The sequence below is a fragment of the Rhodanobacter sp. Root561 genome (genome assembly GCF_001427365.1).
Taxonomy (GTDB): domain Bacteria; phylum Pseudomonadota; class Gammaproteobacteria; order Xanthomonadales; family Rhodanobacteraceae; genus Rhodanobacter.
On the sequence record NZ_LMGH01000001.1, the window covers coordinates 633361 to 646674 of the forward strand.

10 protein-coding genes are annotated in these 13314 nt (G+C 65.9%); 5 read left to right on the top strand and 5 right to left on the bottom strand.

Going from position 1 to position 13314, the window contains the following annotated elements; all coding sequences use genetic code 11:
* The first annotated feature begins 16 nt into the window (after positions 1–16).
* On the top strand, positions 17–3037 hold the full coding sequence (locus ASD55_RS02625; RefSeq protein ID WP_056764441.1) for a DEAD/DEAH box helicase: 3021 nt from the start codon (positions 17–19) through the stop codon (positions 3035–3037).
* A gap of 9 nt (positions 3038–3046) precedes the next feature.
* Here the strand turns inward: ASD55_RS02625 and ASD55_RS02630 are convergent, their stop codons facing one another.
* The 3 genes from ASD55_RS02630 to glk all read right to left on the bottom strand — a co-directional run bounded on the left by ASD55_RS02630 (position 3047) and on the right by glk (position 5366).
* The gene (locus ASD55_RS02630) at positions 3047–3367 is read right to left on the bottom strand and encodes a hypothetical protein (protein WP_056763520.1); all 321 of its coding nucleotides are present in this window, start codon (positions 3365–3367) and stop codon (positions 3047–3049) included.
* A 267-nt stretch (positions 3368–3634) separates the two neighbouring features.
* Positions 3635–4318, bottom strand: coding sequence for an HAD family hydrolase (locus ASD55_RS02635; RefSeq protein WP_056715989.1), 684 nt, complete (start codon positions 4316–4318; stop codon positions 3635–3637).
* A gap of 31 nt (positions 4319–4349) precedes the next feature.
* Positions 4350–5366: a glucokinase gene (gene glk / locus ASD55_RS02640; RefSeq protein ID WP_056763523.1), complete on the bottom strand. Its 1017-nt coding sequence runs from the start codon at positions 5364–5366 to the stop codon at positions 4350–4352.
* A gap of 160 nt (positions 5367–5526) precedes the next feature.
* Here glk and hemB point away from each other — a divergent pair, with 160 nt between their 5' ends.
* The 4 genes from hemB (at position 5527) to ASD55_RS02660 (ending at position 10613) form a co-directional block, all read left to right on the top strand.
* Positions 5527–6519 (top strand): porphobilinogen synthase, encoded by a 993-nt coding sequence (hemB, locus tag ASD55_RS02645; protein WP_056763525.1) that lies wholly within the window; start codon positions 5527–5529, stop codon positions 6517–6519.
* 57 nt (positions 6520–6576) lie between these two features.
* Positions 6577–7239, top strand: coding sequence for a hypothetical protein (locus ASD55_RS02650; protein ID WP_056763527.1), 663 nt, complete (start codon positions 6577–6579; stop codon positions 7237–7239).
* Between the two features lie 921 nt (positions 7240–8160).
* Positions 8161–9213: a dihydroorotase gene (gene pyrC, locus ASD55_RS02655; protein WP_056763529.1), complete on the top strand. Its 1053-nt coding sequence runs from the start codon at positions 8161–8163 to the stop codon at positions 9211–9213.
* 143 nt (positions 9214–9356) lie between these two features.
* Entirely contained in the window at positions 9357–10613 is a 1257-nt protein-coding gene (locus ASD55_RS02660) for a hypothetical protein (RefSeq protein ID WP_056763531.1), read from the top strand.
* Between the two features lie 46 nt (positions 10614–10659).
* Here the strand turns inward: ASD55_RS02660 and ASD55_RS02665 are convergent, their stop codons facing one another.
* Positions 10660–12027 (bottom strand): glutamate--cysteine ligase, encoded by a 1368-nt coding sequence (locus ASD55_RS02665; RefSeq protein WP_056763532.1) that lies wholly within the window; start codon positions 12025–12027, stop codon positions 10660–10662.
* A gap of 149 nt (positions 12028–12176) precedes the next feature.
* Entirely contained in the window at positions 12177–13256 is a 1080-nt protein-coding gene (locus ASD55_RS02670) for an acyltransferase (RefSeq protein ID WP_162248775.1), read from the bottom strand.
* Positions 13257–13314 lie beyond the last annotated feature (58 nt).

The window sequence follows — 13314 nt, forward strand, 5'->3', positions numbered from 1 at the left end:
CACGGACCGCATGCGCATGCAGCAACCGGACGAGAAACAGCACGCCGCCAGCGCAGCACCCGGCGACGACGAAGCCCTGCCGCAGGCATGGCGACGGCTGCTGGCTGCGCCCCGGCCGACCGCGACGGACGAGCAGGGCGTGCTTGGTTTCTTCCTGGAAGTGATGCCCGAAGAAAACGCCGCCTTCGTGCGCCTGGACGTGGCACCGGTGCTGCTCGGCGTGGCCGAGCACGGCCGCTACGCGCGGCCGGTGCCGCTGGACAGTCGGCACCTGGCGCAGTCACCGCTGCAGCCCCACGAGCAGCGCCTGGCCGCGACCATGCTCGGCCTGCCGCAGAGCGTGCGCAAGGGACGCAGCTATGCGCGCATGGGCGGCCACGTCGGCGACACCCTGCTGGCCGAGATCCTCGACACCGCGCCCTGCTTCCTTGGCGGGCTGGCCGGCCTGCGCCTGTCGCGCGGCAAGTCGCACCAGCTCAACTGGCACTGGAAGATGGAGCCGGACGGCAGCCAGCGCCTGTTGCCGGTGCTGCCGCACAGCCAGCGCCTGCTGCGCATCGACTGCCTGTGGTATCTCGATGTGGAGCGCGCCACCGTGGGGCGCTTCGATGCCGCCGGCGAGGAAACCCACTGGCTCGACCTGCCGCCACTGAAGCATGAGCATGGCCGGCGCCTGCGCAACCGCCTGAGCGGCAGCCGGCTGGCCACGCGGGTGCCGCTGCCCCAGGTGTTCGGCGAGGTGCGCCGCTCAGAGCTCGCGCCCAAGCCCATCCTGATCCTGCACGCGCTGACCCGGCATGCGCGGCTGGCCGCCGGCACGCCGCCGCTCGGCTACGCCCGGCTGGCCTTCGACTACGCCGGCGAACGCCTGCCTGGTCGCGGCGGCGAACCGCTGGTGCGCCGGGTGCGCAACGGGCAACTGGTGGAGATCAACCGTCGTCGCGCCGAAGAACTGACCGCGATGGAACAACTCGAACGCGCCGGCCTCACCCCCGGCGTGGATACCGAAGGCCTGCCCTGGGACGTGGCCGAGACCTTGCCCGACGACGCCTGGCTGTTCCCCGGCACCGGTTACGCCGGCGCGCTGGAGGTCAACACGCCCGCCCGCTGGCTGGCGCTGCGGCCCAAGCTGGAGACCGAGAATTTCCAGGTCGAGTACGCGCCCAGTTTTCCGTTCGAGGTGCTGGAAGGCCCGGTGCACTGGTATGGCCACGCGGTGGAAGATGCCGACGACCATGCCTTCGACCTGGAAATCGGCATCGAGCTGGATGGCCAGCGGCACAACCTGCTGCCCGCCGTGGCGCAGGCGCTGGCCGAGCATCAGCTGAACCTGAGCCCGGCGCCGAACGAACCGGAAGACGCGGTGTGGTACGCGCCGGTCGATGCGCGCCGACGCGTGCCCGTGCGCCTGAAGGAGTTGCGCGGCCTGCTGGCGCCGCTGGCCGAATACCTGGAGAAGCCGCGCAAGAAGCTCCACCTGCCGCGGGTGCAGGCCGGCCGGCTCGAAGAGCTGGCCGCGGCGATGCCCGGCGGCAGCCAGCTGGAAGCGGCCGAGCCGTTGCTCGGCTTCGCCGCGCGCCTGCGCGATGCCGCCGAGCGCGCCAGCGACGCGGTGCCCGAAGGCCTCACTGTCGAGATGCGGCCGTACCAGCGCGAAGGCTTGCGCTGGCTGAATGCGCTGGCCGAGGCCGGCGTCGGCGGCGTGCTGGCCGACGACATGGGTCTGGGCAAGACGCTGCAGCTGATTACCCATCTGCTGTCGCTGAAACAGGGCGGTGCGCTGAGCCAGCCCGCGCTGATCGTGGTGCCGACCAGCCTGATCCCGAACTGGCAGTCGGAAATCGCCCGCTTCGCGCCGATGCTGCAGGTGCTGACCCTGCACGGCCCGCAGCGCGCCGAGGAGTTCGACCAGCTGGGCGCGCAGGACATCGTGCTGACCAGCTATGCACTGTTGCCGCGCGACGTGGTGGCGCTGCGCCAGCAACCGTTCGCGCTGATCGTGCTGGACGAAGCGCAGCAGGTGAAGAACCCGCGCACCCAGGCGCGCCGCGCCTTGCTCAGCCTGCGCACGCCGCGTTATGTCTGCCTCACTGGCACGCCGCTGGAAAACCATCTGGGCGAGCTGTGGTCGCAGGTCGACCTGGCGGTGCCCGGCCTGCTTGGCGACGAGAGTGCGTTCCGGCGTTTCTACCGCGTGCCGATCGAGAAGCAGCACGACGAGGAATGCCAGCAGCGGCTGAACCTGCGCATCTCGCCATTCATCCTGCGCCGGACCAAGTCGCAGGTGGCCAAGGAGCTGCCGCCGAAAACCGAGATTACCCGCCGCGTGGTGCTGGAAGGCCGCCAGCGCGAACTGTACGAAGGCCTGCGCCTGTCGCTGGCCGAGGAACTGCGCGAGGTGATCGCCGAGCGCGGCATTTCGCATTCGGGCATCGTGGTGCTGGACGCCCTGCTGAAGCTGCGCCAGGTCTGTTGCGATCCGCGCCTGGTGAAGCTGGAAGCGGCGCGCGGCGTGCATGAATCGGCCAAGTTCGAACTGCTGATGGACATGCTGCCGGCCCTGCTCGACGAAGGCCGCAAGGTGCTGCTGTTCTCGCAGTTCACCGGCATGCTGAAGCTGATCGCCGCCGAGCTCGATCGCCGGCGCATCCGCTACGTCACCCTCACCGGCGACACCCGCGATCGCGCCGAGCCCGTGCAGCGTTTCCAGAACGGCGACGTGCCCCTGTTCCTGCTGTCGCTGAAGGCCGGCGGCGTGGGCCTGAACCTCACCGCCGCCGACACCGTGATCCACTACGACCCGTGGTGGAACCCCGCCGCCGAAGCGCAGGCGTCCGATCGCGCCCACCGCATCGGCCAGGACAAGCCGGTGTTCGTGTTCCGCCTGATCACCTCGGGCACGGTGGAGGAGCGCATCGAGGAACTGAAGGAACGCAAGGCCGAACTGGCCGCTGCCGTGCTGGAAGGCGGCGGCAGCCGGCAGAAGCTCAGCTTCGACGAGGGCGACCTGGATGCGCTGCTGGCGCCGGGTGGTTGAAGGGTCCGGTCAGGACGACTGCGGCGGCAGTCGCGTGCGCAGCAGGGCGTCCACCGACTGCTGCCATTCCGGTGAGCCGGGTTGCGACTGGGGCGCTTCCTCACCCAGCTTGCGCTGCACCGCCTGGTTCCATTCGGCCGAACCCTGGTCCGGGCCGTGGCCGTCGTCGCTGATATGCAGGGATTGATCGACCCAGGCATACCACTGGGCTGAACCGAGTGCGGCATTGGCCTTCGCTCCCTGGGCGGTAGCGGCTTCCGGCGGCGCCGGCGCCGGCGAGCAGGCGGCGAGCAGCAGGGCGAGCGGCAGACTGGCGAGAAGTCGACGCATGGGCGGCTCCCTTGGCGATGAGTGCAGGATGCAGCGGAGCCTACTGCGTCGCCCGTGGCCGGTGATTAATTTTTCATGAGATGGCGCGTGGCGATTCAGCTGCTGCGCGTGCGCTCAGAACTTGGGAAGAAAACCACTTCCCGTGGTTTTCTTCCATCGCGAGTCCGGTACACGCCCGGACTCGCTCACGCGGATCAGTCACTGGCGTGACCGATCCGCGTCCGGCCATCCCTGGCCGGACTTCGAGGTTGAAAAAATCACAACCTCTCAGTCGCGCGCCGCCACTTCGTCCACATGGCGCAGCAGGTCGGCCGGATCGTCATACACGCGGAACGCGCCCGACTGCTGCAGCTCGGCCATGCCGTAGCCGCCGCTGAGCACGCCCACGCCCAGCGCCCGGGCACGCTGGGCGGCCAGCATGTCCCACACGCTGTCGCCGATCACCAGCGACTGCCGGATGTCCACGCCGAGGCGTTCGGCGGCGGCGATGAACAGGTCCGGGTCGGGTTTGGCATGACGCACCTGGTCGCGCGTCACCACCGGCACCTTCGCCGGATCGACGCCCAGCGCCTGCAGGTTGGGCGCAGCGGTTTCCATCCGCCCGCTGGTGGCGATCGCCCACGGGATGTCCTGCGCGGTGAGGTAGTCCAGCAGTTCGCGCGCGCCGGGCAGCGGTCGCACGGCACCTTGCGCATGCTGTCGGTTGAACGCCTCGGCATGCCAGCGGCGCAGGCGTTCGAGGCGGTCCTCGGTGATTTCCAGCCCGGTCTCGCGCAGCAGCATGTGGGAGAACAGTCCGCCACTCATGCCGATCTTGCGATGGATGCGCCACACCGACAGCTCCACGCCTTCGCGATCCAGCGATTCCTTCCACGCCAGCACGTGCTGGTACACGCTGTCGATCAGGGTGCCGTCGAGGTCGAACAGGAAGGCGGTGTCTCGGCGGGGCATGGGGGACTCCGTGCTGGATCGGTAGGTGATTTCAGGGCCGCTGCAACAGCGACCGCCCCGACTCCAGCACCGCCAGCGCCGCCGCGCCAAGCAGGCCCGGCTCCGGATTCATGATCGCCTGGGTCGGCACTTTCTCCATGATGTCGCGGAAGCGGCCCTTGGCTTCGAAGCGCTCGCGGAAGCGGCCGCGTTCCAGCCACGGCAGCAGGATCGGGATCAGCCCGCCGGTGAGATAGACGCCGTCCCACGCGCCCAGCGTCAGCACCAGGTCGCCGGCGACGCTGCCGAAGATGCCGGCGAAGGTTTCCACCGTGCGCGTGCATAGCGGGCAGCTGCCGTCCTTCGCGCGGGCGGTGATGTCTTCCGGTTTCAGGTCGGCGGGTGTCGCGCCGACCATGTGGCAGATCGCGTCGTAGAGGTTGACCAGGCCCTGGCCGCAGATCAGTCGCTCGTTGGAGACGCGGCCGTACTTGTGGTTGAGGTAGTCGAGGATCGCGATGTCTTCCGGCGTGTGCGCGGCGAAGCCGGCGTGGCCGCCTTCGGTCTGCAGCACGCTGCAGTGGCCGGCGCGCACCAGCAGGCCGCCCACGCCCAGGCCGGTGCCCGGCCCGACGATGGCGAAGGTCTGCTCGGCCTCGGCGCCGATCACCGGTCGCGGCAGCGTGCCCACGTCGACCAGGTCGTCGCCGTGCAGCAGGGTCACCGCCATGCTCTGCGCGGCGAAGTCGTTGACCAGATGCACGTACTCCAGGTCCAGCGCGCTGGCGGTCTGCTGCGCCGAGATCGCCCACGGATTGTTGGTGACCTTGACCGTCTCGCCGTCCACGATGCGCCCGGCTGCAGCCACGATCGCGCGGCGCACTTCCAGGCCGGTGTCGGCGAGGTACTGCTTCGCGGTGGAAACCAGCGAGTCGTGCTCGGCCACGCGGTAGCGCCGGATGCTGTCGGTGATCAGCGGCTTGTCGCGCGAGGGGTCGGCCACGCCGAAACGGACATTGGTGCCACCGAGATCGACCAGCAGGGTGGGGGCGCTGCGAGACTGGCTCATGGAGCTTCCTGACGACGTGAAGCGACAAGCCTGCCGGCCCGCTGGCGGTTAGTCCAGTGTTTTGCTCACCGTACGGCGCAGAATGGCCGGGCCGGCACATTCGGTGGAGGCTCGCTACAACGGCGTAAAATGGGCGGATGCCCCGCCACGAGACCACGCCATGAGCTTCCCCGCCATCCGCATGCGCCGCATGCGCCGCGACGCCTTTTCCCGCGCCCTGATGCGCGAGCACACCTTGCTGGTCAGCGACCTGATCATGGTGGCCTTCGTGATCGAAGGTGAAGGCCAGCGCGAAGCGGTGCCGTCGATGCCCGGCGTCGACCGCCTCTCCATCGACGAGTTGCTGAAGCTGGGTGGCGAATGCGTGCGCCTGGGCATCCCCGCGCTGGCGCTGTTCCCGTCGCCCGGGGCCGACGTGAAATCACTCGACGCCAGCGAAGCGTGGAACCCCGACAACCTGATGCATCGCGCCACCCGCGCGCTGAAGGCGAAGTATCCCGAGCTGGGCCTGATCGGCGACGTTGCGCTCGACCCGTACACCACCCACGGCCAGGACGGCCTGATCGACGACACCGGCTACGTGATGAACGAGCCCACCGTCGAAGCGCTGATCAAGATGTCGCTGGCCCAGGCCGAGGCCGGCATGGATTTCGTGGCGCCTTCGGACATGATGGACGGCCGTATCGGTTCCATCCGCGAAGCGCTGGAAGATGCCGGCCACATCCACACCCGCATCCTCGCCTACTCGGCGAAATACGCCTCCGCCTTCTACGGCCCGTTCCGCGACGCAGTCGGTTCGTCGGCCAACCTCGGCAAGGGCAACAAGCACACCTACCAGATGGACGTCGGCAACAGCAACGAAGCGCTGCACGAAATCGAGCTGGACATCGCCGAAGGCGCCGACGCGGTGATGGTGAAGCCGGGCATGCCTTATCTGGACGTACTGCGCCGGGTGAAGGACACGTTCGGCGTGCCGACCTTCGTCTATCAGGTCAGCGGCGAGTACGCGATGCTGAAGGCGGCCTCGCAGAATGGATGGCTGGACGAGAAGGCGGTGGTGCTGGAATCGCTGACGGCATTCAAGCGCGCGGGAGCGGATGCGATTCTGACCTACTACGCGGTGGATGCGGCGCGGTGGTTGCGCGGGGAATGACCCGCTCTGCCCGATGCACAAAGGCATGTCCGAAGTTGACGGTCGACAGGTGCTGCCATGGGTAATCAGGGCAAGAAACGGGTCGTCCCAGTGATCGTCTTGCTGTGCGCCATGTTGTGTCTGTGCGTGGGTTTTTGGGTTCGGGATCGCTTGGTGGTGAAGGCGCAGGGGGCGGTGGTTGCGCACGCGCTGACGGCATCTACTCCGGTCGGTGTCGATGCTGCCCGGAGTTACCCTGCCGAGACCGTTGGCGTGGACGATGCTGGTACCCATGTTCACCGCTTCCTCCAGAAAGCCGACTACACGTACGCCGCGTTCGACGGCGAATTGCTTGGTGCTGATCGCGGCGAGTGGGGTGGGGAGCTGGTGTTTCGTGATGCAAGCGGGACGGTGCAAACGTTACTCAGGCAGAACGTGCGGGGCATCGTGGGCATGCCGTTCGGCGTCGTTGTATTCACCGGGTTGTCCCATATGGGGCATAGTGCCGGCGCCATCTTTCGCGTGGAGCAGCGCAACGATGGTGCCGTAGTCGCGACGCCACTGCATGCTCTTCGCGGTGCTCCGGGTGATGTGCGGTGGACAACGCGCGGTGATCTGGTGTTTACGGTCGATTATGTGTCTCGTGGCAGGCTTTTCGGAGGGATGCATACGCAATGTTTCCTGCTGAAGAGATCAGGTGACCTGCGAAGGCAGCCTTGCCTAGCCATCGCAGGTGGATAGCGAAAGAGCAGGAATGCCAGCAGGAGCTTTCGTCCTTCTGCGGAGAGCGAGCTACTTTTCTTTGTGTAGCAAGAGGATCTCTGTTCCGGCGAAGACTAACTAACCTGCCGGCTGTCATTCCGGCGAAGGCCGGAAGAGCTTTAAAACAGCGAAGCTGGTCATCGCACTTGCTGTTGTCGCGCAAGAGCAAAAGCTTTCGTCTGCCTACGGCAGCCGAGTTACTTTCTCTTTGCATGGCCAAAGAGAAAGATAACCAAAGAGAAAGGCCACCCCGCTTGGCGCTTGTTGGGCATCCTGCCCAACAAGTCCGTGAGTCGGGGCCGGGCTTTTCGAACGGGCCTCCTGCCCGTGCGAAAAGGAGTCGACGTCCTGTCGACTCCCGCTGCGCGGCCTGTCGTCCCCGACTCACCGCCGCACAAGGGACCCCGGGTAGAGCAGCGGGCCATCGTGGCCCGCACTCGGTGGTGAAGCAGAAAGGCAAAAGCCAGAGCTGGAGCAAAAAGCCAGAGCACAAGGCTCCGGGTCGCCGCGCTTTGTTCTTGATCCGGCTTTTCTGAAAAGTGCGGGCCAGGATGGCCCGCTGCTCTACCCGGGGCCCCTCTGCAGCGGCGGGCGGGTGGAGGATCAGCCCGCAGGGTGACCGGCATGGATGCCGGTCAGTTTGGCGTCAGGGCAGGATGCCCTGTCGGCAAACCCCGTAACCCGCGCGCGAACCTCGCAGGCAGGATGCCTGCGAGGCGCGGAAGCGGGGTGTCGTTTTCTCTTGGGTACTTCTCTTTTGGACAAGCAAAAGAGAAGTACCTCGCCCTCCGAAGGAGGACGAAAGCTCTGCTTTTGAACGACGATCAGTTGCGGCGAAAGCCCCAATCGCGCCCGCGCGATACCATTACCCCTCTGACAGCAAAACCGAGTCCGCCAGCCATGACGCCAACCCGCCTGGAAATCACCCGCCCCGACGACTGGCACCTCCACCTCCGCGACGGCGAAGCGCTGGCCTCGGTGATCGGCCACACCGCCGAACGTTTCGCTCGCGCCATCGTGATGCCCAACCTCAAGCCACCGGTGACCACGGTGGCGCAGGCCGATGACTACCGCCGCCGCATCCTGGCCAGTCTGTCGAAAGGCTCGAGTTTCCAGCCGCTGATGACGCTGTACCTCACCGAGAACACCCCGGTCGAGGAGATCGCGCGGGCCAGGGCCAGCGACAGCGTGTTTGCGGTGAAGTATTACCCGGCTGGCGCCACCACCAATTCCGATTCCGGTGTGCGCGAGTTGTCGCGGGTCCACCACGTGATCGAGGCGATGCAGGAACACGACCTGCCGCTGCTGCTGCATGGTGAGGTCACCGATCCGGATATCGACATCTTCGATCGCGAGCGGGTGTTCATCGAGCGTCACCTGTTGCCGCTGCGCGAGCGCTTCCCCGCGCTGCGCGTGGTGCTGGAACACATCACCACCCGCGATGCGGCCGAGTTCGTCAGCAACGCGCCGAGCAACGTGGCGGCCACGATCACCGCGCATCACCTGTTGCTCAATCGCAATGCGTTGTTCGAAGGCGGCATCCGCCCACACAATTACTGTGCGCCGATCCTCAAGCGCGAGACGCATCGCGCGGCCCTGCTGCAGGCGGCCACCAGCGGCGATCCGCACTTTTTCCTCGGCACGGACAGCGCGCCGCATCCGCGCGAGGCGAAGGAAACGGGTTGCGGCTGCGCCGGCTTGTACACGGCGCATGCGGCGCTGGAGCTGTACGCCGAGGCGTTCGAGCAGGCGGGCCGGCTGGAGCAGTTGGAGGCGTTCGCCAGTTTCCACGGCCCGGATTTCTATCGCCTGCCGCGCAATGCGGATCGGGTCGTGCTCGAACGCACGCCATGGACCGTGCCAAACGAATACCCGCTGGCCGGTTCCACCTGCAAACCGATGCGGGCAGGCGAATCAGTGGCCTGGTCGGTTGTGACGAGCCGTTCGGTCTGATCCGATCGACGACGCTCCGGAAGCCGATCTTCCTGATGCCTACCCGGAACACCGGCGCGTGATAGTGCCCACGTGGCGTCGTTTGGCGTGATGAATTACCTATGTAATACTTCGGTCTGGCGCCCCAGTTTGGAGATTGGGAAATGCATGTGGCGGTCGAGCGAGTTTTGTTCTGGGCGACTTCCTGCGGACTCGCGATTGCCATGGGTGCCGCTTGTGCTGGCGGCGTGGGTAAACCTTCTTCCGCCACGCTGTGGGATGAGTTGAAGCGCTTCGCTGGCAACAAGGTGGACATGCTCGATGCCTATGAGCAATTGCATTCACGGCGCTGGGAAGGTAGTGCGTCGAACACCTATCAATTGCTCTCGATGAGCGATGCCATGCTTGGTCGATACGATCAGGCCCAGCAAGAGATGTACAGCGCCTTTCGCAATACTGCGTCGCCGTTGCCGCCATGTCCGAACGATCTTGGTAGCGGCAGTTTCGACCAATGGCTGATGACGCACGCCGGCAAGTTCGATCTGGTCATGATCAACGAAGCGCACAACCAGCCGATGAGCCGCGCGCTGATCTATCAGATGTTGCCGATCATGCGCCGACTGGGGTTCTCGATCCTTGCTCTGGAAGCCTTGCCGGATGAGGCAACAACAGCCTGGATCAATCAGCATGGCTACGTGCCGGACGAGGCACACTATGGGTTCTATCTGCGTGAACCGATAGAAGGCGAGGTCGTGCGGCGGGCGAAACGACTGGGGTTCACCCTCGCCAGTTACGATATTTTTTCAAAGGATCGGGAGCTGGACGAGGCAAGAAATCTTGCGCGAATCCTGAAAGAGCATCCCGGGCAGAAGGTCTTTGTTGTCGCCGGCTACGATCACGTAAGACGCATGGACGGTCGCATGGCCGAACTGCTGCCCAAGCTGTATGGCAAGCCGTTTCTCAGCATCGATCAACTGGGCAAGGGCAATGATGTGATGCGCAGCGCATGTGCGCAGGACAGTGCGCTCGGTGCCAACGAAGGCGGCGCCACACTGGCGTCGATGCGCTGGAAGCTGGATGGGCGCGGGACAGACGTTACCGTGTTTCGTACCGGAAGCTATTCGCTCGATCGTGCTGCAGCCAAGGGCAGCGACTGGCTGTCGCTCGGTGGTGATCGTTGGCGCCGGCGTTTCAGCACGGGCGAAGGATGTGGCAAGTCCAGAGTGTGTCTGGTTGAAGCGCGCGGCGCCGGCCAGCCTGCCGATGCCGTTCCGGTCGACCGGTATCTCGCATTGGAGGGCGAGCATTTTGCGGATCTCTATCTACACAGTGGCAACTATGTGATGACTTATCGAAGTGCGAGCGGTGCGGTAATGCGCACTACTTCCATCGCAGTGCACGAGAGCTCGCAACCCCATTGATAATCCACCGTGCAAGGTTGAGAGCATCTGCTGGAGTATCCACGCTTCAGTAGGCGAACTCGCGGAACACCGGGTCGACGCTGCCGTTCCACGCGCCGTGGAACAGTTCCAGCTTGCGTTCGGCCGGGGTCTGGTTGGCCTGCACGATTTCGATCAGCGGTTCGAGGAAGATGCTTTCGTCGGCACCGTTCTTGTTCAAGCGGGCGCGGCGCTTGAGTCCGTGGGCGGCGATCTTCAGCGCTTCCTCGGCCAGGTCGCGCACCGTGCCGCCGCGGAATGGCAGCTTCAGCGCGTGCTTCGGCACGCCGTCGCGCAGGGCGTGGCGCTCTGCCGGGGAAAAGTCCCTGACCAGGTCCCAGGCGGCGTCCAGCGCTTCCTGGTCGTACAGCAGGCCGACCCAAAACGCGGGCAAGGCGCACAGGCGATTCCACGGACCGCCGTCGGCGCCGCGCATTTCCAGGTACTGCTTCAGGCGCACTTCCGGGAAGGCCGTGGTGAGGTGGTCGGCGAAGTCCTTCATGGTGGCGTGCGTGCCGGGCAGGGCGGCCAGTTCGCCGGTCATGAACTTCTTGAAATCCTGGCCGGCGAGGTCGAGGTACTGGCCGTTCTGCAGGCTGAAGTACATCGGCACGTCGAGGATGTAGTCGACGTAGCGTTCGTAACCGAAACCATCGGCGAAGACGAAATCGAGCATGCCGGTTCGATCCTTGTCGGTATCGGTCCAGATGTGCGAGCGATACGACAGATAGCCGTTTGGACGTCCTTCGGTGAACGGCGAGTCGGCGAACAGCGCGGTGGCGATCGGCTGCAGCGCGAGGCTGGTGCGGAATTTCTTGATCATGTCCGCTTCGGACGAGAAGTCCAGGTTCACCTGCACCGTGCAGGTGCGCGTCATCATGTCCAGGCCCAGCGAGCCGACCTTGGGCATGTATTCGCGCATGATCTTGTAACGGCCCTTGGGCATCCACGGCATCTCGTCGCGGCGCCACTTCGGCTGGAAGCCCATGCCGAGGAAGCCGAGGCCTAGTTCGTCGGCGACCGAGCGCACGTCCTTCAGATGCGAGTTCACCTCGCAACAGGTCTGGTGGATCGTCTCCAGCATCGCGCCGGAGAGTTCCAGCTGACCGGCCGGCTCCAGCGTGATCGAGGCGCCGTTGCGCGACAACGCGACCGGGTTCTCGCCCTCGCGCGCCACGTCCCAGCCGTAACGGGTGGCCAGCGTCTCCAGCAGGACCTTGATGCCGCGATCGCCCTCGAAGGTGGGCGGGCGCAGGTCGGCGGTGCGGAAGCCGAATTTCTCGTGCTCGGTGCCGATGCGCCAGGCTTCGCGCGGCTTCTCGCCCGCCGCAAGGTAATCCGCAAGCTGCTGGCGACCCGCGATCGGGATGCTCTTCACGGCACTGGGTATGGACACGGGCAAGGCCTCGCTGGGGGAGCCGACACTATGGGGGCGACGCATGTCGACGAAAAGGGGTCTCGTGGCATACGGGCCGGACAGCGCATTGGAACATCACGCGGGCGGGTACGCCCTGCGCTGGATCAGCTGCCGCTGGCGCGGCCTCGTCAATGGGCGGAGTCGGGGAACCAGGCGCGAAGTCGCCGTTTCAGCGCCAGCGCCGGGGCTTCCACCGCATGCCACGAGCACCATGCCATCATCAGGGTGACGACGGCGGCCATGGCTGCCGTGGCCGGGTATGAAGGCGTCGCCGGCCACAGGTGCACGCTGAGTTGCTGCACGAAGTAGGCGTACAGATAGGCGCCGTAGGACAGGTCGCCGAACCGGGCCGCCGAACGCAGTCCCGGCGTGCTTTGCTGTCCGAACCACAGGGTGAACGGCACCAGCACCGCCCATTGCGCCAGTCGTGCGTGCTGCAGCAGGGCAGCGGCCAGCAGGCAGGTTGCCAGGGCGGCCGCCACGGCCAGGCGCCGCCGGCTGATCTCGACGGCGTACTGGCGCGCGCAGACGCCGCCCAGGAAGAACGCCGTGTAGAAGTAGCAGAGGTTGTCGAAGCTGTTCTCACGGGCGTGCCCGGGCAGCGTCTTGGCGTACATCACCGCGACCACGAGCAGCGCGAGCAGGCTGAAGATTCGGCGGCGCAGGCCGATGGCGCCGAGCACGGCGACATAGGCATAGCATTTCGCCTCCAGGGGTATCGTCCACCAGCTGCCATTGACCGCCGACAGGATCGCGTTGGCCGGCGCCGTGGCGAATACCCCCGGCAGCGTGTAGTAGGCGCGCAACTGGGCGTTGAAGGTGATGAAGCGGCGGGTCTCGCGACCGAAATAGTCGTGCAGCGGCAAGGTGGTGAGCGCGGCTGCGGCGACCACGATGACTAGCGTGGCGACGATCAGCGCAGGCCAGATGCGCAGGAACCGGCGCATGGCGAAACGCATGATGTGCGGGTCGTGGTACCAGCTCTCGGTGACCAGGTAGCCGCTCATGGTGAAGAACATCGCGACCGCGATCGAGCCGAGCGTCATGCCCTCGGCCAGCGTGGCCTCATGCAGGCCAAGCAGCACGAACTGGTGCGAGGCCAGCACCATCAGCGAGGCGACCAGCCGCAGCCCGTCGAAATTGTTGGCATGTTCGCCGGAGGGCGAAAAACGAGGAAGGTTGATCACGAAGATCCTTTTCGCCGCCATGCCGATGACTCCGCGCATCGCCCGAAGCCATCGCCACGAACAAACAGGGCCGGCATGG